At 68.0% G+C, this 25297-nt stretch carries 27 protein-coding genes and 1 tRNA gene; 14 read left to right on the plus strand and 14 right to left on the minus strand.

The genetic code is table 11. From position 1 onward, the window contains the following. The first annotated feature begins 18 nt into the window (after window positions 1-18). The 6 genes from rpsM (at window position 19) to ACM14_RS09095 (ending at window position 3309) form a co-directional block, all read left to right on the plus strand. Window positions 19-384, plus strand: coding sequence for a 30S ribosomal protein S13 (gene rpsM, locus ACM14_RS09070; protein ID WP_012202975.1), 366 nt, complete (start codon window positions 19-21; stop codon window positions 382-384). A gap of 18 nt (window positions 385-402) precedes the next feature. Beyond that, window positions 403-807, plus strand: a complete 405-nt coding sequence (gene rpsK / locus ACM14_RS09075) for a 30S ribosomal protein S11 (protein WP_012202976.1) — start codon at window positions 403-405, stop codon at window positions 805-807. 90 nt (window positions 808-897) lie between these two features. After that, window positions 898-1521, plus strand: a complete 624-nt coding sequence (gene rpsD / locus ACM14_RS09080; protein WP_012202977.1) for a 30S ribosomal protein S4 — start codon at window positions 898-900, stop codon at window positions 1519-1521. A gap of 112 nt (window positions 1522-1633) precedes the next feature. Further along, entirely contained in the window at window positions 1634-2632 is a 999-nt protein-coding gene (rpoA, locus tag ACM14_RS09085; RefSeq protein ID WP_012202978.1) for a DNA-directed RNA polymerase subunit alpha, read from the plus strand. Window positions 2633-2818: 186 nt separating this feature from the next. Beyond that, window positions 2819-3211, plus strand: coding sequence for a 50S ribosomal protein L17 (gene rplQ, locus ACM14_RS09090; protein ID WP_012202979.1), 393 nt, complete (start codon window positions 2819-2821; stop codon window positions 3209-3211). A 21-nt stretch (window positions 3212-3232) separates the two neighbouring features. Beyond that, window positions 3233-3309 (plus strand) — tRNA-Met (locus tag ACM14_RS09095). Window positions 3310-3391: 82 nt separating this feature from the next. On the opposite strand, the gene ACM14_RS09100 is transcribed toward ACM14_RS09095, so the two are convergent. After that, window positions 3392-3709, minus strand: coding sequence for a hypothetical protein (locus tag ACM14_RS09100; protein WP_012202980.1), 318 nt, complete (start codon window positions 3707-3709; stop codon window positions 3392-3394). A 294-nt stretch (window positions 3710-4003) separates the two neighbouring features. Between ACM14_RS09100 and ACM14_RS09105 the strand changes: the two genes are divergently transcribed. Beyond that, window positions 4004-5509, plus strand: a complete 1506-nt coding sequence (locus ACM14_RS09105; protein ID WP_034389959.1) for a DASS family sodium-coupled anion symporter — start codon at window positions 4004-4006, stop codon at window positions 5507-5509. A gap of 12 nt (window positions 5510-5521) precedes the next feature. On the opposite strand, the gene ACM14_RS09110 is transcribed toward ACM14_RS09105, so the two are convergent. From ACM14_RS09110 to ACM14_RS09140, 7 genes are read right to left on the minus strand one after another with little or no spacing between them, the layout of a single operon-like run. Then, on the minus strand, window positions 5522-6109 hold the full coding sequence (locus ACM14_RS09110) for an alkylhydroperoxidase domain protein (RefSeq protein ID WP_013804442.1): 588 nt from the start codon (window positions 6107-6109) through the stop codon (window positions 5522-5524). Next, window positions 6106-6801, minus strand: a complete 696-nt coding sequence (locus ACM14_RS09115) for a CMD domain protein (RefSeq protein ID WP_065345972.1) — start codon at window positions 6799-6801, stop codon at window positions 6106-6108. The genes ACM14_RS09110 and ACM14_RS09115 overlap by 4 nt, the downstream gene beginning before the upstream one ends. Then, window positions 6798-7928, minus strand: a complete 1131-nt coding sequence (locus tag ACM14_RS09120) for a putative FMN-dependent luciferase-like monooxygenase (RefSeq protein ID WP_065345973.1) — start codon at window positions 7926-7928, stop codon at window positions 6798-6800. The genes ACM14_RS09115 and ACM14_RS09120 overlap by 4 nt, the downstream gene beginning before the upstream one ends. Then, window positions 7909-9600: an ABC transporter ATP-binding protein gene (locus tag ACM14_RS09125; RefSeq protein WP_065345974.1), complete on the minus strand. Its 1692-nt coding sequence runs from the start codon at window positions 9598-9600 to the stop codon at window positions 7909-7911. Before ACM14_RS09125 ends, ACM14_RS09120 begins: the two co-directional genes overlap by 20 nt. After that, window positions 9597-10553 carry an ABC transporter permease gene (locus ACM14_RS09130; RefSeq protein WP_065345975.1) on the minus strand — a complete coding sequence of 319 codons (957 nt, stop codon included), beginning with the start codon at window positions 10551-10553 and terminating at the stop codon, window positions 9597-9599. The genes ACM14_RS09125 and ACM14_RS09130 overlap by 4 nt, the downstream gene beginning before the upstream one ends. Continuing rightward, the gene (locus ACM14_RS09135; protein ID WP_043820406.1) at window positions 10550-11497 is read right to left on the minus strand and encodes an ABC transporter permease; all 948 of its coding nucleotides are present in this window, start codon (window positions 11495-11497) and stop codon (window positions 10550-10552) included. Before ACM14_RS09135 ends, ACM14_RS09130 begins: the two co-directional genes overlap by 4 nt. 28 nt (window positions 11498-11525) lie before the next feature. Continuing rightward, a complete protein-coding gene (locus tag ACM14_RS09140) occupies window positions 11526-13199 on the minus strand; it encodes a TIGR04028 family ABC transporter substrate-binding protein (RefSeq protein ID WP_065345976.1) in 1674 nt (557 codons plus the stop codon). Window positions 13200-13450: 251 nt separating this feature from the next. On the opposite strand from ACM14_RS09140, the gene ACM14_RS09145 reads away from it, so the two are divergent. The 3 genes from ACM14_RS09145 to ACM14_RS09155 all read left to right on the plus strand — a co-directional run bounded on the left by ACM14_RS09145 (window position 13451) and on the right by ACM14_RS09155 (window position 16240). After that, complete coding sequence (locus ACM14_RS09145; RefSeq protein WP_013804436.1) at window positions 13451-14002, plus strand: OsmC family protein; 552 nt, start codon at window positions 13451-13453, stop codon at window positions 14000-14002. Window positions 14003-14027: 25 nt separating this feature from the next. Beyond that, the gene (locus ACM14_RS09150) at window positions 14028-14867 is read left to right on the plus strand and encodes a VOC family protein (protein ID WP_065345977.1); all 840 of its coding nucleotides are present in this window, start codon (window positions 14028-14030) and stop codon (window positions 14865-14867) included. A 116-nt stretch (window positions 14868-14983) separates the two neighbouring features. Then, on the plus strand, window positions 14984-16240 hold the full coding sequence (locus tag ACM14_RS09155) for an Hsp70 family protein (protein ID WP_043783186.1): 1257 nt from the start codon (window positions 14984-14986) through the stop codon (window positions 16238-16240). On the opposite strand, the gene rsmI is transcribed toward ACM14_RS09155, so the two are convergent. Further along, entirely contained in the window at window positions 16241-17182 is a 942-nt protein-coding gene (gene rsmI, locus ACM14_RS09160; RefSeq protein ID WP_065345978.1) for a 16S rRNA (cytidine(1402)-2'-O)-methyltransferase, read from the minus strand. On the opposite strand from rsmI, the gene ACM14_RS09165 reads away from it, so the two are divergent. The 3 genes from ACM14_RS09165 (at window position 17182) to ACM14_RS09175 (ending at window position 19008) form a co-directional block, all read left to right on the plus strand. Then, window positions 17182-17598, plus strand: coding sequence for a YraN family protein (locus ACM14_RS09165; protein WP_043820402.1), 417 nt, complete (start codon window positions 17182-17184; stop codon window positions 17596-17598). The genes rsmI and ACM14_RS09165 overlap by 1 nt on opposite strands. Before the next feature lie 73 nt (window positions 17599-17671). Next, window positions 17672-18280 carry an SIS domain-containing protein gene (locus ACM14_RS09170; protein ID WP_012202994.1) on the plus strand — a complete coding sequence of 203 codons (609 nt, stop codon included), beginning with the start codon at window positions 17672-17674 and terminating at the stop codon, window positions 18278-18280. After that, complete coding sequence (locus tag ACM14_RS09175) at window positions 18277-19008, plus strand: BON domain-containing protein (RefSeq protein ID WP_063327425.1); 732 nt, start codon at window positions 18277-18279, stop codon at window positions 19006-19008. Before ACM14_RS09170 ends, ACM14_RS09175 begins: the two co-directional genes overlap by 4 nt. A gap of 199 nt (window positions 19009-19207) precedes the next feature. On the opposite strand, the gene ACM14_RS09180 is transcribed toward ACM14_RS09175, so the two are convergent. The 4 genes from ACM14_RS09180 to ACM14_RS09195 all read right to left on the minus strand — a co-directional run bounded on the left by ACM14_RS09180 (window position 19208) and on the right by ACM14_RS09195 (window position 23210). Continuing rightward, entirely contained in the window at window positions 19208-20119 is a 912-nt protein-coding gene (locus ACM14_RS09180) for an NAD(P)-dependent oxidoreductase (RefSeq protein WP_013804430.1), read from the minus strand. A gap of 125 nt (window positions 20120-20244) precedes the next feature. Beyond that, a complete protein-coding gene (locus ACM14_RS09185) occupies window positions 20245-21381 on the minus strand; it encodes a PilT/PilU family type 4a pilus ATPase (RefSeq protein ID WP_012202997.1) in 1137 nt (378 codons plus the stop codon). Between the two features lie 121 nt (window positions 21382-21502). Next, on the minus strand, window positions 21503-22135 hold the full coding sequence (locus tag ACM14_RS09190; RefSeq protein ID WP_012202998.1) for a cyclic nucleotide-binding domain-containing protein: 633 nt from the start codon (window positions 22133-22135) through the stop codon (window positions 21503-21505). A gap of 31 nt (window positions 22136-22166) precedes the next feature. Further along, the gene (locus ACM14_RS09195; RefSeq protein WP_012202999.1) at window positions 22167-23210 is read right to left on the minus strand and encodes a type IV pilus twitching motility protein PilT; all 1044 of its coding nucleotides are present in this window, start codon (window positions 23208-23210) and stop codon (window positions 22167-22169) included. A gap of 37 nt (window positions 23211-23247) precedes the next feature. Between ACM14_RS09195 and ACM14_RS09200 the strand changes: the two genes are divergently transcribed. Further along, window positions 23248-23973: a YggS family pyridoxal phosphate-dependent enzyme gene (locus tag ACM14_RS09200; protein ID WP_065345979.1), complete on the plus strand. Its 726-nt coding sequence runs from the start codon at window positions 23248-23250 to the stop codon at window positions 23971-23973. A 38-nt stretch (window positions 23974-24011) separates the two neighbouring features. Here the strand turns inward: ACM14_RS09200 and ACM14_RS09205 are convergent, their stop codons facing one another. Then, the gene (locus ACM14_RS09205) at window positions 24012-25280 is read right to left on the minus strand and encodes a branched-chain amino acid ABC transporter substrate-binding protein (RefSeq protein ID WP_065345980.1); all 1269 of its coding nucleotides are present in this window, start codon (window positions 25278-25280) and stop codon (window positions 24012-24014) included. Between the last annotated feature and the right edge of the window lie 17 nt (window positions 25281-25297).

Consider the following 25297-nt stretch of genomic DNA (forward strand, 5'->3'; position numbering starts at 1 on the left):
AAAGTTTGAGGACGAATAATGGCACGTATCGCTGGCATTAACATCCCGCCGCATCAGCACGCTGAAATCGGCCTGACCGCTATCTATGGGATCGGTCGCACCACTGCACGCAAGATCTGCGAAGCCGCTGGCATCGCATATTCCAAGAAAATCAAGGAACTGACTGACGGTGATCTGGAAAAGATCCGTGATCAGCTGACTTCCCTGACTCTGGAAGGTGATCTGCGTCGCGAAACAACGATGAACATCAAGCGTTTGATGGACATCGGTTGCTATCGCGGTTTCCGTCATCGTCGTGGCCTGCCCATGCGTGGTCAACGTACCCGCACGAATGCACGTACCCGCAAGGGTCCGCGCAAGGGTGCCGCGGCTTTGAAGAAATAAAGAGATTGAAAGATCACTATGGCTAAGTCTCCCGCAAACAACGCTGCACAGCGCGTTCGCAAGAAAGTCCGTAAGAACATTTCGGACGGCATTGCCCACGTGCACGCTTCGTTCAACAACACGATCATCACCATCACCGACCGCCAAGGCAACGCTCTGTCGTGGGCCTCGTCGGGTGGCCAGGGCTTCAAGGGTTCGCGCAAGTCGACTCCCTTCGCTGCCCAGGTGGCTTCGGAAGTGGCTGGTCGTGCTGCCATCGAACAGGGCATCAAGAACCTGGACGTCGAAATCAAGGGTCCCGGTCCTGGCCGTGAATCCTCGGTTCGCGCCCTGGGCGCCCTGGGCATCCGCATCACTTCCATCGCGGACGTGACGCCGGTTCCCCACAACGGCTGCCGCCCTCAAAAGCGCCGTCGTATCTAAGCTTTTTCACCAAGCCCACCGCCGCCCAGATGTGTAACATCGCGGGCGGCTCCCGTGCTTGTGCACGGCAGATGACACAAAGGAAATCAAGTGGCACGCTATATCGGCCCCAAGGCCAAACTCTCCCGCCGTGAAGGCACTGACCTGTTCCTGAAGAGCGCACGTCGCTCGATCGCCGACAAGTCCAAGTTCGACACCAAGCCCGGCCAGCACGGCCGCACTTCCGGTCAGCGTACTTCCGACTTCGGCCTGCAGCTGCGTGAAAAGCAGAAGGTCAAGCGCATGTACGGCGTGCTGGAAAAGCAATTCCGCCGCTACTTCGAAGCCGCCGACAAGAAGAAGGGCAACACCGGTGCCAATCTGCTGTCGCTGCTGGAGTCGCGTCTGGACAACGTGGTGTACCGCATGGGCTTCGGCTCGACCCGCTCGGAAGCGCGTCAGCTGGTGTCGCACAAGGCCATCACGGTCAACGGCCAATCCGTCAACATCCCTTCCTACATGGTGAAGGTGGGTGACGTGGTCGCCGTGCGTGAAAAGTCCAAGAAGCAGGCCCGCATCGTCGAAGCCCTGCAACTGGCTGGTCAAGTCGGTTTCCCCGCATGGGTGGAAGTGTCTGCCGACAAGGCTGAAGGCACGTTCAAGAAGTCGCCTGACCGCGACGAGTTCGGTGCAGACATCAACGAATCCCTGATCGTTGAGTTGTACTCGCGTTAATTCCGCGCAGCGACATTTCTGTAAAACCGTCCCCCAGCCGCGAGGCATCGCGCTGGGGTGCTTCACCAGCCTTACCGGTGTAACGAGCCGGGGGTATTGAGAGGAAGTCTGCATGCAAACCAATTTGCTGAAGCCCAAGACGATCAATGTCGAGCAGCTTGGCCACAATCGCGCCAAAGTTGTTCTGGAGCCGTTTGAGCGTGGCTACGGCCATACGCTGGGCAACGCCCTGCGCCGTGTCCTGCTCTCGTCCATGGTGGGTTACGCAGCGACGGAAGTGACGATTGCTGGTGTGTTGCACGAGTACTCGTCCATCGACGGTGTCCAGGAAGATGTGGTCAACATCCTGCTGAACCTCAAGGGTGTGGTGTTCAAGCTGCACAACCGCGATGAGGTCACGCTCTCGCTGCGCAAGGATGGCGAAGGCGTCGTGACGGCGCGCGACATCCAGACGCCCCACGACGTGGAAATCATCAACCCTGATCATGTCATCGCCAACCTGTCGCAAGGCGGCAAGCTGGACATGCAGATCAAGGTGGAGAAGGGCCGCGGCTATGTGCCCGGCAACGTGCGCCGCTATGGCGACGAGTCCACGAAGTCGATCGGCCGCATTGTGCTGGACGCTTCGTTCTCGCCCGTCAAGCGCGTGAGCTACGCCGTCGAATCGGCCCGCGTTGAACAACGCACCGACCTCGACAAGCTGGTGGTGGAGATCGAAACCAATGGTGCGATCACTGCCGAGGACGCCGTGCGCGCATCCGCCAAGATCCTGGTGGAACAGCTCGCCGTGTTCGCTCAGCTGGACGGCGGCGATATCGCCAGCGTCTTCGATGCTCCGGCCGGTGGCCGTGGTGCCGCAACCGCCTTTGATCCCATCTTGCTGCGTCCCGTGGACGAGCTGGAACTCACCGTGCGTTCGGCCAACTGCCTCAAGGCAGAGAACATCTACTACATCGGCGACCTGATCCAGCGTACCGAAAACGAGCTGCTCAAGACCCCCAACCTGGGTCGCAAGTCGCTCAACGAGATCAAGGAAGTCCTGGCTTCCCGCGGTCTGACGCTGGGCATGAAGCTCGAGAACTGGCCGCCTGCTGGCCTGGAAAAGCGCTAAGCACTATAATTGCGGGCTCTCCTTTTTGGAGAGCCTCAGTGCCTCGGGCAGTACCTGATACGGCTGCACGAATTAATCAACAACTTGCGCAAATTCGGTTGAGGCAAGCTGCAGATCCGGTAACGGGTCCAGGCTTGCATCCTTGTTTGCGCAAGCCCTAATTACATATTTTAGGAATAAAGCACCATGCGTCACGGTCACGGCCTCCGCAAACTCAATCGCACCTCTTCGCACCGCCTGGCGATGCTGAAGAACATGATGAATTCGCTCATCGAGCACGAAGCCATCAAGACCACCGTTCCCAAGGCCAAGGAACTGCGCCGCGTGATCGAGCCCATGATCACCCTGGCCAAGGTCGACACCGTTGCCAACCGCCGCCTGGCATTCGACCGCCTGCGCGACCGCGACAGCGTGACCAAGCTCTTCAACGAGCTGGGCCCCCGCTTCGCAAAGCGTCCTGGTGGCTACACCCGTATCCTGAAGATGGGCTTCCGCGTGGGCGACAACGCCCCCATGGCCTTCGTGGAACTGGTCGAGCGCGCTGAAGAAGGCGCCGCCGAAGCCAAGGCAGCTGAATAATCTGCTATAATTTTGGAATACCGCGCGATGGAGCAGTCTGGTAGCTCGTTGGGCTCATAACCCAAAGGTCGGAGGTTCAAATCCTTCTCGCGCAACCAAATTGAAAAGGGCTACGACAACTGTCGTAGCCCTTTTTTCATGCCCTCGCGCCAGGGCAAAGGCCAGGCGGACAGCCCGGCATCAGCCGCCCAACTGGTTGCCGATGCGCTGGCCCAGCCGCAGGCGCACGCGGTGGGCGATTTCCTGGGCGACCTCGGGGCTGAGCACTTCGCTGATGTGCAGCAGCTCGGTGTAGTGCATGTACAGAAGGCCGCGCAGGGTCTTGAATGCGGCCTCGTGCTCGGCGCCGCAGACGCTGGCGTCATTGGCCAGCACGCGCTCCACCACACCGGCCTGCAGCAGCGGGATCTTGCAGATGACGGCGTGGCGGGCGATCTCCAGGTCGATCTCCTGGAGCCGGCATTCCCATTCCTCGGGCAAGAATCGGTTGGCTGGCATGTCGGCTTTTCTCCTTTTTTCACTGCATGGGTACACCGGGGCGAAAGGCACCCGGTCTGGGGATGCTGTCATGTGAGCGGGGCTCGGTGGCCTGGGTCGCCAGGTTTACTGGCCCGGCCTTGATGCCTGTCAAACTTCGGTGGCGCAGGCGCCCGCTGGAAGCCGGGCTCATGCTGCACTGCATCATGATGTCAGTCATGCGGCGCGGCCGCCAGTGCCCGTGCAGGCTGGTGGGCTTTTGCTCCCGGCAGGCCATGCGCTCTCGGCGCCGCTCCGGCAACGCAAAGGATCCACATGCTCGAGAAGATCGCCTCGCTGTTCCGCTATTTCAAGGCGGCCGTGCCGTTCCGGCTGGTGCCGGCACTGATCGCCACCGCCGTGCTGTTCGGCCTGCTGCTGATGCCCGTGCCCGAGGGGCTGACGCCCAAGGGCTGGCAACTGGTCGCCATTTTCCTGACCACCATCGTGGCCATCATCCTCAAGGTCATGCCCATCGGCGTGATGGCCTTGATGGCCATCGTCATCGTCTCGCTGTCCCAGGTCACCTCCGGCTCGTCCAAGGGTGCCATCACCGATGCGCTGAGCAGCTTTTCCAGCCCGCTGATCTGGCTGATCGTGGTGGCCATCCTGATCTCGCGCGGCCTCAAGAAGACGGGGCTGGGCAGCCGCATCGGCCTGATGTTCATCGCCCTGCTGGGCAAGCGCACCATCGGCATCGGCTACGGCCTGGCGATCTGCGAGCTGGTGCTGGCACCGTTCACCCCCAGCAACACGGCGCGCGGCGGCGGCATCGTTCACCCGATCATGAAGTCCATCGCCAATGCCTTCGAGTCGGACCCGGCCAAGGGCACGCAGGGCAAGGTGGGCACCTACCTGGCCCTGGTCAACTACCACGCCAATCCCATCACCTCGGCCATGTTCCTGACCGCCACCGCGCCCAACCCGCTGGTGGTGGATTTCGTGGCCAAGGCCACGGGCCAGGCCCTGCACCTGAGCTGGACCACCTGGGCGCTGTACATGCTGCTGCCGGGCCTGCTGTGCCTGCTGCTGATGCCGCTGGTGATCTACCTGCTGTCGCCGCCCGAGCTCAAGGCCACGCCCAATGCCGTGGAGTACGCGCGCAGCGAGATGGCGCGCATGGGGCCGCTGTCGGGCAAGGAGCGCGTGATGCTGGGCACCTTCGGCCTGATGCTGCTGCTGTGGGCCAACGTGCCGCAGATGCTGTTCGGCCCGGCCTTCGTGCTGGACCCCACCGTGGTCGCCTTCCTGGGCCTGTTCGTGCTGATCATCACGGGCACCATCGACTGGGATGACGTGCTGTCCGAGAAAAGCGCCTGGGACACCCTTGTGTGGTTCGGCGCCCTGGTCATGCTGGCCGAGCAGCTCAACAAGCTCGGCGTGGTGTCCTGGTTTGCCGTGGGCATGAAGAACGCCATCGTCGCCAGCGGCCTGGACTGGCTGCCGGTGGCGGCCATCCTGGTGGGCGTGTTCGTGTTCTCGCACTACCTGTTCGCCAGCACCACGGCCCATATCAGCGCGATGATGCTGGCCTTCCTGACCGTGGGCGCGCAGCTGATTCCGGCCGACTATGTCGTGCCCTTCATGCTGATGATGACGGCCGGCTCGGCCATCATGATGACGCTGACCCACTACGCCACCGGCACCTCGCCCATCATCTTCGGCAGCGGCTACGTCACGCTGGGCAACTGGTGGCGCGTGGGCGCGGCCATGTGCGTGATCGAGCTGCTGATCTTTGCCGTGGTCGGCAGTGTCTGGTGGAAGCTGCTGGGCCTGTGGTGAGGGCGGGCGCCCTCAAGCCGTGGTCCGTGGCTCGCCCAGCGACAGCATGAGCCGGTTGGCCCAGTTGAAGAAGGCCGTGCCGTGCAGCACATCGGAGATGGCGGCATCGTCCAGGCCTGCGGTGCGCAGCGCATCGATGTGGGCGGGCTCCAGCGCAGGCGGCGTCTGGGTCAGCGCCACGGCCGCCGTGACGATGGCGTTCCAGCGCGGCCCCAGGTCCGTGCCCGGGCCTTCGTCGAGCAGGCGCTGCACGTCGCCACCCCGGCGCGAGAAGTGCGTGGCAAAGCGCGCATGGACCGAGGCGCAGTAGATGCAGCCATTGGCGCGCGAGGTGGCCGCAGCGGCCAGCTCGCGCTCGGCGCGCGGCAGGCCGGCGTCGGGGTTGTAGAAGATGTCCTTGTCGGTGCGCGTGCGTGCGCCCAGCGTGTCGGGGTCGCGCGCCAGCAGGCGGAAGTAGGGCGACTGCGCGCGTGAGGCATCGACCAGGCCTGCATGGTGGCGTTCGGTCAGCTCGCTTTCTTCCAGCGGCTCAATCCATGGCAGCCAGTCGAGTTGTTCCTGGGTGAAGACCTGAGGAGCGGCGGAGTTCGTTGAGGTCATGGCTGGGCTTGCAGGGTGGTGGTTTGATGGGCTGCCTGGGGCGCGGGGCGTGCAGCCAGCACGCGCAACCCCGCCACCACGCGGATCTGGAAGGACAGGAAGGACGCCAGCTGGGACAGGATGACGATGTCCGTCTCGCTCCAGCCCGCCTGTTGCAGCGCCTGCAGGGCCCCGGCGCTGGCGTCGCGCGGGTGGTAGGCCAGCAGGTGGGCATGGGCCAGCGCCGCGGCCAGGCGCGGGCCCAGCAGTGCGGCGTGGGCCGGGTCCACGGCATAGGCGGGGCCCGGCTGGTCCTCGCGGCTCAGCGGGCCTGCCGGGTAGCTGCCGTAGGGGCCATGCGGGCCGCTGCCGGCCTGCAGGCTCTGGGCGCGGCCACGCACCACTTCGGACGCCACCACGGCGGCCAGTTCCGCATCCTCGGTGGCCAGCGCGCGTGTATAGAAGACGGCGCTGCGCGGCTCGCCATGCAGCCCGGCCGTGAAGGCGGCCAGGGCCAGCCGCTCGCGCAGCGAGACCGTGCCGGGCACGGGCTCGGCGGGCGTGAACAGGGCTGCAAAGCTTTGCTGGGCCTGCGTGCGTGCCTCGGTGCGGTGGCGGCGCACGCGGTCCAGTGCGCTGCCGGGGGTGATGTCGGCGAGGTGGTCGATCACGTCGCCGGGAAAGCGGGGCGTTGCGGTGGTGTTCATGGTCATGCGGCTTGCAGCAGTCCGGCCCGGACTGCGGGGAGGGAAGAGGGCGCTGGGGTGGACGTGGATGTGGACTCATCGGCACGGCGCCAGCCCAGGGCCGGTGCCACATGGGCGGCCGTCAGCTCGATGGAGCGCAGGATGGCGGCGTGCGGCGGATCGATGGAGTGCACCTGGAAGACGATGTCGCTCACGCGCGCCAGCGCCGTGTCGGCGCGCATCGAGGCGATGACCTCGTCGGGCGTGCCCACATGTACGTCGTAGGCGGCGATGAGATCGGCCAGCGGCGCCTGCGGATCGACGCGGGCCGCCCATTGCGAGGGCTGGGCGGCATGGCGCAGGGCCACGCGGCGCAGGCCGGCCTCGGCCCAGCGCAGCGCATCGTCTCGGCGGTCGGCCACGAACAGCGTGCGCGAGCCCAGGATGCGCGGCGCCCGCCCTGCGGGCAGGCGGGCGAGGTAGGCGTCGATGATGGGGTTCTGGATCTCGGACAGCGTGGCCTGCGGCGCGCCTTCGGGCCGTGGCTGGGTGCGCGACAGCATCAGGCCGTCGCCGTTGGCCCCGGCCCGCGCGCCGCCCTCGGCCGAGAACGTGGCCTGCCAGACGCGCTCCAGCAGCTGCGGCGCGGCCGGGTACAGGCGCACGCCGCCGGCCAGCGCGCGCCCGGCCCAGGCGTCCTGCAGCACGCCGAAGTTGCGTGCGAAGACGGCGCCGCGCTCGGCGCCCTGCACGCCAAAGGCCTCGAAGGATTCGGCCGTGCCGCCCGTGCCCAGGCCCACTTCCAGGCGGCCGCCGGTCAGTAGGTCCAGCACGGCCGCGTCCTCGGCCACGCGCAGCGCGTTTTCCAGCGGCAGCGTGATCACGCCCGTTCCGATGCGGATGCGCCGCGTGCGCGCCGCCACATGGGCCAGAAAGACGAAGGGCGAGGGCAGGCCGCCCTCGCTTTCATGGAAATGGTGCTGGGCCACCCAGGCCGAGTCGAAGCCCTGGGCCTCGGCATGGGCGATCTGCTCGGCCACCAGGCGGTAGCGCTCGCCGGCCGGCGCATCGTCGAGCAGGCGGCTGAAGAAGCCCAGGCGCGGGCCGCTGCGGGGGGCGACGCCAGCGTGTGTGTCAGGCGGTATGAGGGACAAAATCAATGCTCCTTTTGCCGGGAATGGCGTCCATGAGTTCGCGCGTGTAGTCGCTGGTGGGGCGCTGGAACACTTCCTCCACGCTGCCCGCGTCCACCACCCGGCCCGCGCGCAGCACCGACACCGTGTCGGCGATCTGGCGCACCACGGCAAGGTCGTGCGAGATGAAGAGATAGGTCAGCCCCAGGTCCTGCTGCAGCTGGGCGAGCAGGGCCAGGATCTGCGCCTGCACCGTCACGTCCAGGGCCGATACGGCCTCGTCCAGCACCAGCACCTGCGGCTGCAGCACCAGGGCGCGCGCAATCGCCACGCGCTGGCGCTGGCCGCCCGACAGCGCATGCGGGCGCCGCTGCAGCACGCTGGCCGGCAGGCCCACGCGCTCCAGCATGTCGTGCACGCGCCGGCGGCGCTCATCGGCCGGCAGCGGGTCGAAGTTCAGCAGGGGCTCCTCGATGATGTCGAACACGCTCTGGCGCGGGTCCAGAGAACTGAACGGGTTCTGGTAGACCAGCTGCACGCGGCGGCGCAGCTGTCGCAGGGCCTCGCCGCGCAGGCCCGTGACCTCGGTGCCTTCGATGCGGATGCGGCCCGCCGTGGGCCGACCCAGGCCCACGATGGCGCGGATGGTGGTGGTCTTGCCCGAGCCCGACTCGCCCACGATGGCATGCGTGCTGCCCCGGCGCACGCGCAGCGACACGCCGTCCACGGCACGGAAGATGCCGCGCCCGTGGGCGGAGGCATGGCCGGGCGCCGCGAATTCGTGCACCAGGTCCTCGACCTCGATGGCCCAGTCATCGGCCGTGGCGGGCCTGGGCGTGCGGCGCGGCGCGGGCGCCAGAGAAGGCGCATCGGCCAGCAGCCGCCGCGTATAGGCGCTTTGCGGATTGCGCAGCAGCTTCAGCGTGGGACCCTGCTCCTGGATGCGGCCACCCTGCATGACGACCAAGCGGTGCGAACGGTCGGCCGCCACGCCCAGGTCATGCGTGACCAGCAGCACGGCCGTGCCGGTCTCGCGGCGCAGCGCATCGATCAGGTCCAGGATGCGCCGCTGCACGGTCACGTCCAGCGCGCTGGTGGGCTCGTCGGCAATGATGAGGGCGGGCCGCAGCGCGATGGCGATGGCGATCAGCACGCGCTGGCGCATGCCGCCCGACAGTTCGTGCGGATACTGGCGTGCGCGCAGCGCGGGCTGGGACAGCCCCACGCGGGCCAGCAGCTCCAGCACGCGCGCCTCCACGGCCGTGCGGTCGCGCAGTCCGTGGATGCGCAGGATCTCGCCCACCTGGTCGCCCACCGTGCGCACGGGGTTCAGCGACATGGTGGGGTCCTGCGGCACCAGGCTGACCACGCGGCCGCGGATGGCGTTCCAGCGTGCGGCTGGCCAGCCCGAGACCTCGGTGCCCTGCAGGCGGATGCTGCCGTGCTCGCGGTGGCCGTTGTCGGCCAAAAGGCCGATCACGGCCTGGGCCGTGGTGGTCTTGCCCGAGCCCGATTCGCCGACCAGGGCCACCACCTCGCCCGGCGCCACGGAAAACGACACGCCGTGCACCACGCGCTGTGCCTGGCCTGCGGCATCGCGGTAGGCCACGGCCAGGTCCTGCACTTCGAGCACGGGGGCGGTCGTTGCCACCGCTGGTGCGGCGTGGATGCGTTCCTCGATGGCGGCGCTCATGCAGGCCTCCGTGCGAAGGCCGTGGCGATGCGGTTGGCCGCCAGCACCACGGCCACCACGATCAGGCCCGGCGCCGTGGTCAGCCACCAGGCGGTGGCGATGTAGTTGCGGCCTTCGGCGATCAGCAGCCCCCATTCGGGCGTGGGCGGCGGCGCGCCGTAGCCCAGAAAACCCAGGGTGGAAATCGCAAGGATCGCCGAGCCGAACTGCAGCGCCGCCATGGCGATGACCGACGTCAGCGAGTTGGGCAGCACATGGCGCCACAGCACGGCGGCAAAGCGTCCGCCGCTGCCGAAAGCGGCCTCCACGTAGTCGGAGCGGCGCACGCGCACCACCTCCGAGCGCACCAGGCGCGCGAAGCTGGCCACCGAGACCACGCCCACGGCAATGGCCGCGTTGATGGTGCCAAAGCCCAGCACGATGATGATGGTCAGCGACAGCAGCAGCGAAGGCACGGCCAGCAGCACATCGACCAGGCGCATCAGCGCATCTTCCGTGCGCCCGCCCGTGGCCCCGGCCAGCAGGCCGATCAGCGTGCCCACGGCCAGGCCCACGCCCACGGCCACGAAGGCGCCCGACAGCGAATGCACGGCGCCATGCACCACGCGCGCCCACAGGTCGCGCCCCAGCGCGTCCGTGCCCAGCCAGTGCGCGGCGCTGGGCGCCAGCAACTGCTGGCCGGCCTGGCCCGCGATCGGGTTCTGGTGGGCGAACCAGCCGGGCGCCAGCGCCCACAGCGCGGCCACGGCAATCACCAGCCAGGCCAGGGCCAGCGTGGGCGGCAGGCGTTTCAGGGATTGCAGGCGGGCCGGCAAGGCGAAGCCGCGGCGCGGGGCGGCTGGCGCAGGGGCCAGGGACGACGCTGGCAGCGCCATGGGAATGGGAGTAGGAGTGGCGGGCGCGGCCTGGGCATCCAGGGCCGGGGAAAGAGCGCTTGAGACGGCAGTGTTCATGGCCGGTTCTCCACGGAATGGCGCAGGCGCGGATCAAGCAGCGGGTACAGCAGGTCCACGGCGAGGTTGATGAGTACGAAGGCGGCGGCCGAGACGACCACCACGGCCTGGAGCACGGCCGTGTCCTGGTTGCCCACGGCCTGCTGGGTCAGCGTGCCCAGGCCGTTGAGGCCGAACACGGCCTCCGTCACCACGGCGCCGGCCAGCAGCTCGCCGAACAGCACGCCGGCAATGGTCAGCGTGGGCAGCAGGGCATTGCGTGCCACATGGCGCAGCAGCACCCAGCGGCGCGAGGCGCCCTTGGCCCGTGCCACGGCCACGAAGGGCTGGGCCAGCACGGCGTCGATATTGCGCAGCAGCACCTGGGCCAGCGGCGCCGAGATCGGCACGGCCAGGGTCAGCGTGGGCAGCACCAGTCCTTCCCAGGGGCCGGGATTGATCACGGCGATCCAGCCCAGGCGGAACGACACCACCTGGATCAGCATGATCCCCAGCCAGAACACGGGCACCGAGACAAAGACCGAAGGCAGCGAATACAGCGCGTTGCGCAGCCAGGACAGGGGCGCCAGGCTGGCAGCCGCCGCCAGCGCCACGGCCAGCAGCGCGGCTGCGGCAAAGCCCAGGGCCGCGAGCTTGAGCGTGGGCGGCAGGCTGGTGGCCAGGCCCTGGCTCACCGGCACGCCGGCCTGCAGCGAATAGCCGAAATGGCCCGTGAGGAACTGGCCCAGCGTGTGCAGGTACTGCTGCCACACGGGCTGGTCCGAGCCGTAGGCGGCGCGGATGTCGGCGATCTCCTGCGGGCCCAGGCCCAGCTCGGGGTTCAGAAACTTGATCAGCACGGCGTCGCCCGGCAGCAGCTGCAGCAGGATGAACGAGACCGTGAAGGCCGCCCACAGCACCAGGGCGGCCTGGGCGATGCGGCTGAGCAGATAGCGGCGCGGCATGGGAGCGGTTCCTCAGGGAGCGTTCCGGTCAGCGCCTGGCCAGCCAGGTGCTGTAGAAGCTGGGCCGGCCCACGGCCTCGAAGCCCACGTCACGCACCCAGCCTGCGCCCGCAAAGGCCTGGGGTTCCTCGAAGATGGGGATCACATAGGCCTGGTCGATCAGGTAGTTCTGCACCTCGCCGGCCAGCGCCAGGCGCCTGGCGGCATTGGTCTCGGCCGCGATGGCGTCGAACAGGCCGTTGAGCTTGGTGTCCTCAAAGGATTTCACCTTCTGGCTCACGCCGCCCTTTTGCAGCAGCACGTTGCGGTTGGTCGGGTAGTAGTTGCTCTTGATCACGTCGGGATCGGCGCGGCCCACCATGCCGGGCAGCACGCCGGTCTTGTCGGGGTCCAGCGTGTCCACGGCGCGGCTGCCCGCGTCGCCCGACAGCACGTTGAGCTTGACCCCGATGCGCGCCCACTGCTGGGCCACGAGCTGCAGCGTCTCCTTGTTCTGCGGCTGGGGCAGGGACTCGTAGGTGGAGAGCACGAAATCGCGGCCGTCCTTCTGGCGCAGGCCGTTGGCGCCCAGCGTCCAGCCGGCCTCGTCCAGCAGCTGTTTCGCCTTGGCCTCGTCATAGGCCAGCTTGGCCGACAGGTCCACGAAGCCGGCCGCCGTGGAGGCAATCACCGAGCGCGCCTGCGGATAGCGCGGCGAGAACAGCGTCTCCACGATCTCCTTGGCATTGGTGCCGTGCAGCAGGGCCTGGCGCACCTTGAGATCGGCCACCAGGGCGTTGTCCGGGCGGATGGCCACGCTGTTGTTCACGCCGCGCGTGGGCGGGGCGTAGATGCTGAACTTCTGGTCCTCGACGCGCTTTTCGTCGTAGGCCTGGATCTGGCGGATCAGCCCGGCCTGCCCGGCCAGCAGCGCGCCGATGCGCACGCTGTCCTCGGGCGTGACGATGAACTTCACCTCGTCCAGCCGCGCGCGTCCCTGGTGGGCCAGCTTGGCGGGACCCCAGGCGTAGTCCTTGCGCACCTTGAGCACCAGCTCCTTGCCCAGCGTCTCGCTGGCCACCACGAAGGGGCCGGAGCCGATGATGCGCGTGGCGTCGCCCAGCTCCTCGAAGGGGCGGTCCAGCGTGGCCGGCGAGACCAGGCCCGAGCCGATCACCGAAGTGCCCTGCAGAAAGCCCGGCGAAGGCTTTCTGAAGAAGAACTTCACCGTCAGCGGGTCGATCACCTCGCTGCGCTCGTAGTTGTTGATCACCTCGGACACCGGCTGCTTGAGCGCCTTGTTGCCCAGGCCATAGGTGTCGAAGTTGCGCGCCACGGCCGCCGCGTCCAGCGGCGTGCCGTCGGAGAAGGTGACGCCGGGCCGCAGCTTGAAGCGGTACTCGGTGGCGTCGGCATTCACGGTCCAGGACTCGGCGATCCAGGGCTGGATCTCCAGCGTCTTCGGGTCCTGGTAGGTCAGCTTGTCGGTGATCTGGTTGAGCACGCCGCCGTTGGGATAGAAGCCTCCGGCCGGCGGATAGAGGTTGGTATGGGCCTGCTGCTCCAGGTAGACCAGGGTGCCGCCTTCCACGGGGCCGGCAGCCGCGCCCGCCTGGGCCGTATCGGCCTGCCTGGAGCACGCCGCCAGCAGCAGGCTGCTGCCCGCCAATACCGCTATCGCGGCCTTCCATGCCACCTGAGCCGCCTTCGATTGGGAAAACACGTTCGTACCTCGCCGCCGCTGGGGCGCTGAAAAACAAGACTGCCGGCCACAGGACCGGCTCCATGTTTTTCATGCTATCGATGCCAAATATTTGCGCTCATATATCGAGTTGCATCGATATTTGGAAAACGACTAAGGGATTGGGCCCCCGCATATCTGCCCAGTGCATAAGCGCAGACGGATTCGTTTGTTTGCCGCGCATGCGGCGGTCCCAACAATGGGCTGGTACTTCCTTCACCGAAAGCCCGTCCATGAGCCATCTCAACGAATACCTCGCCGAAAAGCGCGCCGCCGTGCTCGCCCGCAGCGCCGCCGTCGCGGCCGGCACGGCCCAGCCCGCCCACCTCAAGGCCCATGTGCGCGCCGAGGGCCGCAGCGGCGTGCGCCGCCTGCGCATCCGCGAGCACCAGGTCATCAGCGACAGCCCGCCCGACTTCGCGGGCTACAACCTCGGCCCCAGCTCGCCCGAGCTGCAGCTGGGCGTGCTGGGCACCTGCGTGACCCACATCTTTCTGATCCAGGCGGCCGAGCGCCAGGTGCCCGTGGAGAGCCTGGAGGTCGAGGTCACGGGCATCATCGATCCGCGCGGCGGCAAGCCCGGCCACGAGGCCACGCCCATCTGGCCGCATGAGATCGGCTACACCGTGCACATCGACTCGCCCGCCAGCCGCGCCGAGATCGATGCGCTGTTCGAGGCCGTGGAGCGCACCTGCCCCATCCTCAACCTGCTGCGCAATCCGCAGAACATCCGCGCCGAAGTGCGCCACACCGACTCCAGCGCCGCCGCGCGCCTGGCAGCCTGAACACCGTGCGGAAAGCACCCCTGCCATGACCCTGCCACTCGACCACATCGTCATCGCGGTCCAGGACCTGGAACGCACCATTGCCGACTACACCGCGCTGGGCTTCAACGTGCTGCGCGGCGGCGAGCATCCGGGCCGCTCCACGCACAACGCCCTGGTGGTGTTTGCCGACGGCGCCTATTTCGAACTCATCGCCTGGCGCGCACCCGCGCCCGAGGAGCGCTGGTGGCAGCAGCTGCAGCGCCATGGCGAGGGCATTGTCGATTTCGCGCTGCTGCCCACCGAGACTGGCGCCGTGGTTGCCGCCGCCCAGGCGCGCGGTCTGGACTACGAGGCGCCCTACGAAGGCGGCCGCCTGCGCCCCGACGGCGCGCAGCTGCGCTGGCGCAATGCACGCGCCCGCAGCCAGGACCTGCCCTTTCTCTGCGGCGACCTCACGCCGCGCGCCCTGCGCGTGCCCGAGGGCGATGCACGCGTGCACCCCAACGGCGCCACCGGCGTGGCCCGGCTGCACGTGGCCGTGCATGACCTGCGCGCCAGCCTGGCACGCTGGCGCGCGCTGCTGGGTGAGGGCGCCGACATTGGCGAGGCCCGGCTGTCGGACGACGGCAGCGCCTACCGCGCATCGCTGAGGCTGGGCGCCACTGCGCTGGGCGCCACCGCGCTGGTGCTGGCTGCGCCCGCCCAGGGCGTTGCCACGGGCGCCCTGGGCCACCGTCTGGCCACGCGCGGTGAAGGCCCTTATGCCATCGAGCTGCAGGTACGCGAGCCCGCGTCTGCGCTGACGCTGGACGAGGCCGCCACGCATGGCGCGCGCATCGTGCTGGCCCAGGTTTCCCCGGCCAGGGAAACCGCCGCCGCCTAGGCGAAATGCGTGGGCGCTAGAATGGCGCCCCGCTGACACCCATGCCCACCCCGGTGGGCGTTTTCGTTGCAGCCGCGGCCTTCCTTGAGGGGCGCCGCGGCGCGGCGCTGCTTGCCATGACGACTGCTTCCACTCCTGCCACGCTGGGCATAGATTTCGGTACCTCCAACTCCGCCATGGCCTGGCGCGCCCCCGGCCAGACCGCACGCCTGCTGCCGCTGGAGGGCGATGCCTGCGGCATGCCCACGGCGCTGTTCTTCCATACGGACGAGCACAGCACCCATTTCGGGCGCGACGCCATGGCCCAGTACCTGGACGGCGAGCCGGGCCGGCTCATGCGCTCCCTCAAAAGCCTGCTGGGCAGTGCGCTGCTGCAGGAAAAGACGGCGGTGCACGACCAGTTCGTGAGCTACCAGGACATCATCGGCCTGTTCCTGCGCCGCGTGGCCGACCGGGCGCGTGCCTCGCTGGACGGCCGCCTGCCCGAGCGCGTGGTGCTGGGCCGGCCCGTGCATTTCGTGGACGACCATCCCGAGCGCGACCGCCAGGCCCAGCAGGCCCTGGCCGATGCCGCCCGCGCCGCAGGCCTGGGCGAAGTGGATTTCCAGATGGAGCCCATTGCCGCCGCGCTGGACTACGAACAGCGCCTCACGCAGGAATCCGTGGTGCTGGTGGTGGACATCGGCGGCGGTACCTCCGACTTCACCGTCGTGCGCCTGGGTCCCGAGCAGGCCGGCCGCAGCGACCGCCGCGACGACATCCTGGCCACCAGCGGCGTGCACATCGGCGGCACGGACTTCGACCACCGGCTCAACCTGGCCCAGCTCATGCCGCTGCTGGGCTACCGGCACATCGGCCCCAGCGGCCGCGAAGTGCCCAGCCGCGTGTTCTTCGACCTCTCGACCTGGCACCTGATCCAGTGGCTGTACTCGCCCAAGGCCCTGGCCGAGGCGCGCAACCTGCGCACCGACTACAGCGACCAGCGCCTGCACAAGCGCCTGATGGAAGTGCTGGAACTGCGCGAAGGCCACCGCCTGGCCGCCGTGGTGGAGCAGGCCAAGATCGAGGCCTCCACGCGCCATGCCGAAGCGGCCATCGAGCTGGGCTGGCTGGAGTCGGGCCTGTCCGCCGCCATCTCGCCCGAGGTGCTGCACGAGCAGCTGCAAGGCCCGCTGCAACAGGTCGTGGCCTGCGCCCAGGACTGCCTGCGCCTGGCCGGCGTGGCGCCCCAGGCGCTGGACGCCATCTACCTCACGGGCGGCTCATCGGCCCTGCGCACGCTGCGCGATGCGCTGCGCGAGGCCTTCCCGGGCGTGCCCCAGGTCGAAGGCGATCTGTTCGGTGGCGTGGCCACCGGCCTGGCGTATGCCTGATCAATCCGCGTCGCCGTCCTCCTCGGCGGCCTGCTTGATCGCCAGCGCGGCGTCATAGAGGCGGTTGCGCGGTGCGCCCGTGATCTCGGCGGCCAGGCGCACGGCCGTCTTGGTGGGCAGCTCGGCCAGCAGCAGGCGCAGCACGCGCAGGGCGTCGCCGTCGGCCTCGTCACCCCCCAGGGCCACCGGGTGCAGCACCACGGCGAATTCGCCCTTGCTGCGCTGGGGCACGGCCTGCAGCCAGGCCGGCAGCGCGCTGGCGGGCATGGTGGCAATGTCCTCGAACTGCTTGGTGATCTCTCGTGCCAGCGTCACCGGGCGCTCGCCCAGCGTGGCCAGGACGGCGGCCAAGTCGGCAATGCGGTGGGGGGCTTCCAGCAGCACGGTGCAGCGCGGCTGCAGGGCCAGTTGCTGCACGGCAGCCAGGCGCTCGGCCGACTTGGTGGGCAGAAAGCCTGCGAAGACGAAACCTCCCTCGCCCTGCGAAGGCGTGACCGCGCCGGCCACGCTGATGGCGGCCGTGATGCTGCTGGCGCCGGGCAGCGGAATGCAGCGCAGGCCCGCGGCCTGCACGGCGGCGCACAGGCGTGCGCCGGGGTCGCTGACGCCGGGCGTGCCCGCATCGCTGACATAGGCGATGCGCTGGCCCTGCTGCAGCCGCGCCACGATCTGCTGGGCCGCCTCGGCCTCGTTGTGCTGGTGCACGGCCAGCAGCTGGCTGCCGGGCCGGTCCAGTCCATAGGAGCGCAGCAGGCCCTGCGTGTGGCGCGTGTCCTCGCAGGCCACGCAGTCCACCAACTGCAGCACATGCAGGGCGCGCAGGCTGATGTCGGCCAGGTTGCCGATGGGAGTGGCCACCACGTAGAGGGCGCCCTGCGGATAATGCTGGGATGCCGCAGCATCCTTGGCTGCGCCCAGCGCGGTGGCGAAAGAGGTAGTCAATGGGTTTCCTTGCGAAAAAGCCGGCAGGCGCGGGGCCGTCTGCCCTCACGACCCGGCATCGGGGCCAGCAGGCCGAGGATGCGGCGCTGGCCCATCTGCAGGCGGCCGGCCTGCGTCTGGTCGAGCGCAATTATCGGACGCCGGGCCGCGGCGGCGGCGAGATCGACCTCATCGTGCAGGCGCGCGACGGCACCGTGGTCTTCGTCGAGGTGCGCAGCCGCGGCACGCGCGCCTTCGGCGGTGCCGGCGCCAGCATCGGTGCCACCAAGCAGCGGCGCATCGTATTTGCGGCGCGCCACTACCTGATGCGCTGGTCCGCGCCGCCGCCGTGCCGCTTCGACGTGGTGCTGGTCGAGCCCGGCGCCGGGCCCTCCGTGCAGTGGCTGCAGGCCGCCTTTGACGCCGAAGGCGCCTGATCCGTTACCGCTGCAGCACAAATAACGCCTGGCTACGAAAGACTTCAAGGGCGGCAGTTATCATCGGGCCTCCATGCTTGAGCAACGTATCCAACAGCATTTCATCGACAGCGCCGACCTGAAATACCAGGCCGCCCAGGCGCTGAGCCAGCCTATTGCGGCGGCAGTGCAGGCCATGCTGGCCTGCGTGACCAGTGGCGGCAAGGTTCTGGCCTGCGGCGCGGGCGCCTCTGCCAGCGATGCCCAACTCTTCGCCGCCCTGTGCGTGGCCGGCTTCGAACGCGACCGGCCCGAGCTGGCTGCCGTGGCGCTGGTCTCCGACGGCGGCCTGCTGGGCACCGTGGGCGCCACGGGCTCGGGCGGCAACGCCACCCAGTACCTGGCGCGCCAGATACGTGCCCTGGGCCAGCCCGGCGACCTGCTGCTGGTGCTGTCCGCCACGGGCAACGACGTGGCCGTGCTGGAGGCCCTGGATGCCGCCCATGAGCGCGACATGATGGCCGTGGTGCTGACCGGCCGCACGGGCGGCTCCCTGGCCGGCCGCGTGCGCGAGACCGATGTTCTGATCTGCGTGCCGCACGACCGTGCGGCGCGCGTGCGCGAAACCCATACGCTGGTGCTGCACTGCCTGTGCGACGGCGTGGATGCCCAGTTACTTGGTGAACAGGAGATGCCTCTATGAAGTTCCGTTGGTCCCGCGCCGCCTGCGGTGTGCTCGCCGTCGCGTCCCTGGGCGCCGCCCTGTCGGGCTGCGTCGCCCTGGTGGGCGGCAGCGCCGTGATGGCCGGCATGTCGGTGGCGGACCGCCGCACCACCGGCACCCAGGTGGAAGACCAGGGCATCGAGCTGCGCGCCAACAACCGCATCGCCGAAGTGCTGGGCGACAAGGCCCATGTCAACGTCACCAGCTACAACCGCCAGGTGCTGCTGACCGGCGAGGCCGGCAACGAGGCCGACCGCCAGACCATCGAGAAGCTCGTGCGCGAGCAGCCGACGGTGCGCAATGTCTTCAACGAAGTGGTGGTGGCTCCCTTCACCTCCACGCTGAGCCAGCGCTCCAAGGACACGCTGATCACCACCCAGGTCAAGGCCAGCCTGCTGGACGCCAAGGACATCCAGGCCTCGGCCTTCAAGGTCGTGACCGAGAACAAGGTCGTCTTCCTGATGGGCATCGTCACCCCGCGCGAAGCCAAGCGCGGTGCCGAGATTGCACGCGGCATCAACGACGTGACCAAGGTCGTGCGCGTGGTGGAAGTCATCTCCGAGGACGAACTGGCCCGCATGCAGCCCCAGTCCGCCCCCGTGGTCACCGACGACTCCGGCAAGGCCGCGGCAGCCAGCGCCCCCACCAGCCTCTCGGAAAGCAGCCTGTCCACCCCCGCAGGCGCCACCGCCACCCCGGTGAAGTGATCACCGCCGCCTGAAAGCAAAAGCCGGAACATGTTCCGGCTTTTTGTTTTGGACATAGGAAGATCTCGTTCCTCAGGGCATAGCACTTGAATCTGGCAGGGCCTAAAGCCAGGGACACCAAGCAAGGGCCGCCCCGCAGCGATGGTGTCGTCCCCCTCCCTTGCGAAGCAAGTAGAGAGGGGGAAGCGGCGTAAGCCGCTCAGGGGGTGAGCCTCTTGATGAGGCTGGAGGTATCCCAGCGCCTGCCGCCCATCTGCTGCACATCGGCATAGAACTGGTCCACCAGGGCCGTGACGGGCAAACGGGCGCCATTGCGCTGGGCTTCGGCCAGCACCAGGCCCAGGTCCTTGCGCATCCAGTCCACGGCAAAGCCGAAGTCGAACTTGCCTTCGGCCATGGTGCGGCCACGGTTGTCCATCTGCCAGCTCTGGGCGGCGCCCTTGCCGATGACATCGAGCACGCTGGGAATGTCCAGTCCCGCGCGCTGGCCGAAGGCGATGGCCTCGGACAGGCCCTGGACCAGGCCCGCGATGCAGATCTGGTTGACCATCTTGGTGAGCTGGCCGGCGCCGCTGTCGCCCATCAGCGTGCAGGCGCGCGAGAAGGCCATGGCCACGGGCTGCATGGTGGCGAAGGCGGCCTGGTCGCCGCCGCACATCACGGTGAGCTGGCCGTTCTGGGCGCCGGCCTGGCCGCCCGAGACAGGTGCGTCGATGAACTGCAGGCCCAGCTCCAGCCCGGCCGCATGCAGCTCGCGCGCCACTTCGGCCGATGCCGTCGTGTGGTCGGCGAAGATGGCGCCGCGGCGCATGCCCGCGAAGGCGCCGTCCGGCCCCAGCACGACCGAGCGCAGGTCATCGTCATTGCCCACGCAGCTGAACACGATGTCGGCGCCGGCCACGGCCTCGCGCGGCGTGGCCGCATGGCCGCCGTTGAACTCCTCGCACCAGGCGCGGGCCTTGGCCGGCGTGCGGTTGTAGACCGTGACGCGGTGGCCCGCCGTGGCCAGGTGGCCGGCCATGGGGTAGCCCATGACGCCCAGCCCGAGGAAGGCCACGGAAAGAGGGGCGGTGTCCGCATAGCTGCGGGCGGCGATGGAGGAGTCGGACATGGAAGCAATCCTGAGAGGTGGTGGGAGGCGGGTGGCGCAGGGCCGCGTCCGGCGCGGCCCTGGAAGGAGCCGGCATGCCGGCTCAGCGCACTGAAGGCGCGGTCAGGGCGTGCATGGCACGCCCCTCAGACGATGGCGAAATGCTCGGTGCCCGCCGCCAGGTCCAGCGACTTGGCGCGCTGGCTGCCCAGCTTGATCTGCAGCCGCAGGTCGTTGACCGAGTCGGCATTGCGCAGTGCATCCTCGTAGGTGACCAGGTTGGACTCGAACAGGTCGAACAGCGCCTGGTCGAAGGTCTGCATGCCCAGGTTGCGGCTTTTCTTCATGATCTCCTTGATCTCGGTGACCTCGCCCTTGAAGATCAGGTCGGAGATCAGCGGCGAGTTGAGCATCACCTCGATGGCGGCCACGCGGCCCTTGCTGTCCTGCTTGGGCAGCAGGCGCTGGGAGACCATGGCGCGCAGGTTCAGCGACAGGTCCATCAACAGCTGCGGGCGGCGGTCCTCGGGGAAGAAGTTGACGATGCGGTCCAGCGCCTGGTTGGCGCTGTTGGCGTGCAGCGTGGCCAGGCACAGGTGGCCGGTTTCCGAGAAGGCGATGGCGTGCTCCATGGTCTCGCGGTCGCGGATTTCGCCCATCAGGATCACGTCCGGCGCCTGGCGCAGGGAGTTCTTGAGCGCCGCGTCCCAGCTGTCCGTGTCCAGGCCCACTTCGCGCTGCGTGACCACGCAGTTCTTGTGCGGGTGCACGAATTCGATGGGGTCCTCGATGGTCACGATGTGGCCGTAGGAGCTCTCGTTGCGCCAGTCCACCATGGCGGCCAGCGTGGTGGACTTGCCCGAGCCCGTGGCGCCGACCAGGATGCACAGGCCGCGCTTGGTCATGGCCACCTCCTTGAGCACCTGGGGCACGCCCAGGCTGTCGATGGTGGGCAGGGCCAGCGGAATCGTCCGCATCACCATGCCCACGCGGCCCTGCTGGATGAAGGCGTTGACGCGAAAGCGCCCTATGCCCGGCGGCGAGATGGCGAAGTTGCACTCCTTGGTGCGCTCGAAATCGGCGATCTGCTTGTCGCTCATGACCGAGCGCGCCAGCGTCAGCGTGTGCACGGGCGACAGCGGCTGCGGCGACACCTTGGTGATGCGTCCGTCGATCTTGATCGCCGGCGGGAATTCCGCCGTGATGAACAAGTCGCTGCCGTTGCGGCTGACCATGAGCTTGAGCAGGTCGTTGATGAACTTGGTGGCCTGATCTCTTTCCATTGCCGTATTCCCCCGGGCATTGCGCGCCGTTGTGGCGCGCAGGTTGTTTTGTTATTTGCAGGTAGGCCGGTCCGGCCCGCAGGGGCCAGGCGTCCTCATATTCAACTCACTCACTCACTGTCTATGTGTGCTGCTCTTCGCCCAGGCGCACGCTGATGGCGCGCAGCCGGAACGAGAGCTTGCGCGCCAGCAGCGCCATCAGCTTGGCGGCCAGCGCGGCGTCCTTGGCCATCATCTCGTCCAGCGCCTCGGCGCTGAGCACGCCGATCTCGCAGTCGGTCAGCGTGGTGCAGCTGGAAAAGCGCGGACCGCCGTCCAGCAGGGACATCTCGCCCAGGATGTCGCCGGGCCGCGTCTGCGCCAGGCGCATGCGCTCGCCCCAGGGCTGCTGGCGCTCCACGGCGATCTGGCCGGACAGCACCACGGCCATGAAGCTGCCGTTCTCCTCCTGGCGGATCACGTCGCGTTGCGGTGCCACGGCCGCGTAGATGAAGTATTCACTGAGCCGCTGCAGGCTGGCCGCATCCAGCTGGCCCAGGTAGCGGTCGCGCGACCACAGCTGCTCCAGCTGGCCACCGCCGCCGCGCGGCAGCCGCGTGGCCCCGACCTCGATGGCGCGCGCCTCCCAGGGAACGGGAGGAGTGTGCGGGTCCATGAAGCCATGCGCCGCCAGCGTGGTCGTGAAGAAGGCCGACTCGGAGGCCGGGGCCGAAGGCTCCTGGCCGCTTCGCAGCTTGCGGAAAATGCTTTTCATGGCGCGTGGCGAGAGGCTGGGCGGGTGGCGGTCAGCCCGGGAAGTTGTCCGGTATCTTGGCCTTGGCGCGGGCTTCCGCCGGGCTGATCAGGTTGCGCCGCACCAGATCGGTCAGGTTCTGGTCCAGCGTCTGCATGCCCACATTCTGACTCGTCTGGATGGTGGAGTACATCTGGGCCACCTTGGCCTCGCGGATCAGGTTGCGGATGGCGCTGGTGCCCAGCATGATTTCGTGGGCGGCGATGCGGCCCTGGCCGTCCTTGGTCTTGCACAGCGTCTGCGAGATCACGGCCTGCAGCGATTCGGAGAGCATGGCGCGCACCATCTCCTTTTCCTCGGCGGGGAAGACGTCGATGATGCGGTCGATGGTCTTGGCGGCGCTGGAGGTGTGCAGGGTGCCGAAGACCAGGTGGCCCGTCTCGGCCGCCGTCATGGCCAGGCGGATGGTTTCCAGGTCACGCATTTCGCCCACCAGGATGGCGTCCGGGTCCTCGCGCAGCGCCGAGCGCAGTGCGGCCGAGAACGACTGCGTCATCGGTCCGACTTCGCGCTGGTTGATCAGGCACTTCTTGGAGTCGTGCACGAATTCGATGGGGTCCTCCACCGTCAGGATGTGCCCGTACTCGGTCTCGTTGAGGTGGTTGACCATGCCGGCCAGCGTGGTGGACTTGCCCGAGCCCGTGGGGCCGGTCACCAGCACCAGGCCGCGCGGCTTCAGGGCCAGGTCGCCGAAGATGCGCGGCGCGTTGAGCTGCTCCAGCGTCAGGATCTTGCTGGGAATGGTCCGGAAGACGGCGGCCGCGCCCCGGTACTGGTTGAAGGCGTTGACACGAAAGCGCGCCAGGCCCTCGATCTCGAACGAGAAGTCCACCTCCAGGAACTCCTCGTAGGCCTTGCGCTGGGAGTCGCTCATGATGTCGTAGACCATGGCGTGGACCGTCTTGTGGTCCAGCGGATCGACATTGATGCGGCGCACATCGCCGTGCACACGGATCATCGGCGGCAGCCCCGCGGACAGGTGCAGGTCGGAGGCCTTGTTCTTGACGCTGAATGCCAGCAATTGGGTGATGTCCACGGAGTTCGCTCCCTCGTTTGGTACGCTGGCGGCAATTATGACGACGATTGAAAACAAGCTTCAACAGATTCACGAACGGATTGCCTCGGCCTGCGCGCAGGCGGGCAGGGCGTCCGGCTCGGTGCAATTGCTGTCCGTCTCCAAGACCTTCGGCGCCGACGCCGTGCGCGAGGCCGTGCTGGGCGGCGAGCGCAGCTTCGGCGAGAACTACATCCAGGAGGGCGTGGACAAGATCGCCGCCGTGCGCGCCATGGGCCTGCCGGGTGGCGAGGCCCTGCAATGGCATTGCATAGGCCCCATCCAGAGCAACAAGACGCGCCTGGTGGCCGAGCATTTCGACTGGGCCCAGACCGTGGACCGCCTGAAGATCGCCGAGCGCCTGTCGGCCCAGCGCCCCGAGGGCCTGGCGCCGCTGCAGGTCTGCATCCAGCTGAACGTGGATGGCGGCGAGACCAAGGCCGGCGTGGCGCCGCAGCAGGCGCTGGAGCTGGCCGCCGCCATCGTGCAGCTGCCGCGCCTGGCGCTGCGCGGCGTGATGAGCATTCCCGACGATGTGGCGGGCTTCGAGGCCCAGCGCGAGGTGCATGCGCGCGCCACGGCCGTCTTCGAACAGATCCGCGCCAGCGGCCTGCCGGGGCTGGAGCGCTTCGACACGGTATCCATGGGAATGACCGGCGACCTGGAAGCGGCCGTGGCCGCCGGATCGACCATGGTGCGCGTGGGCAGCGGTATCTTCGGCCAGAGAAACTACGCCCCGCGTTGAGCGGGGCGTAGCTGGCCTGGCTGGCGGGGCAGGCCGCCTCAGCGCCCGCCAGGCCGCTTCATCTGGCAGTCCGTGGGCAATTCCACCTGCTCGGGCGTGTAGACGGCATCGGTGCGAAAGCCGTAGTTCGTGCCTTCCCAGCCTGTCTTGACCAGCTTGCCGTCCACGGGCGCGATGGTGTTGACCACCTGGGGCAGCAGCAGCTGGTGGTCCTTGCCGCGCATGCGCACGGGGCCGACCACGGTGTCCATCTGCAAATCCTCCATGGCCAGCGCGATCTTCACGGGTTCGGTGGACTGTGCCTTGGCCATGGCGGCAGCCAGCATGCGCGGCACCAGGTCCATGCGCGGGGCCAGGAAGTCCTTGCCCATGCGGGCCTTGTATTCCTGGGCGCGGGCGTCGGCCAGCGGGCGGCCGGCCTGGCCCGGGTGCCATTCGGCCACCCAGGTCAGCTGGCCGATGCGGGTCTGGGCGAAGGATGTCACCGTGCCCGGCATGCCGCCTGCGCTGTGGTTGAAGTAGCGCAGGTCATAGCCCGAGTCGGCGGCGGACTTGAGCAGCAGGGTCAGGTCCTGGCCCCAGTTGCCCGTGATCACCGAGTCCGCACCCGTTTCCTTGATCTTGGCCACATAGGGCGCGAAGTCCTTGACCCGGCCTATGGGGTGGAGCATCTCGCCCGTGAACTGGATATCGGGCCGGGCCGCGCTCACCATCTGGCGCCCGTACGCCGCCCACTGCTTGCCGTGGGCGTAGTCCTGGTTGAGCAGGTAGACCTTGCGGATGCCCGGCTGGGTCTTGATGTAGCTGGCAATCGCCTGCATGCGCATGGCGGTGTTGGCATCGAACATGAAGTGCCAGAAGCTGCAGGCCTTGCCCGTCAGCTCGGGGTCGATGGAGGAGTGGTTGAGCACCAGCACCTCCTTGCCCGGATTGCGCTGGTTGTGGCGCGAGGCCGCCTGCACCAGCGCCGCCACCACCGAAGAGCCCGAACCTCCCGTCACCACCACGCGCGCGCCCTGGTCGATGGCCGCTTGCAGCGCGGCCTGGCTTTCCTGGGCCGAGAGCTTGCTGTCGAACTGCAGCAGCTGCAGCTTCGCGCCGTTGAACAGACCGCCCTTGGCGTTCACGTCCTCGACCGCGTACTGCACGTGGTCGCGCATCAGCTCGCCCGTGCTGACGAAGGGGCCGGACAGCGGGTCGATGAAGGCGATCTTGAAGGTCTCGCCGCCCTGGGCGTGGGCGGCCGTGGCGCACAGCAGGGCGGTGGCGAGAACGATGGATGGCCGGGAAAAGCGGCGTACGGGCATGTCTTGTCTCCTCGAAG

The sequence above is a fragment of the Delftia sp. JD2 genome, from assembly GCF_001682645.1.
Taxonomy (GTDB): Bacteria; Pseudomonadota; Gammaproteobacteria; order Burkholderiales; family Burkholderiaceae_C; genus Comamonas; species Comamonas acidovorans.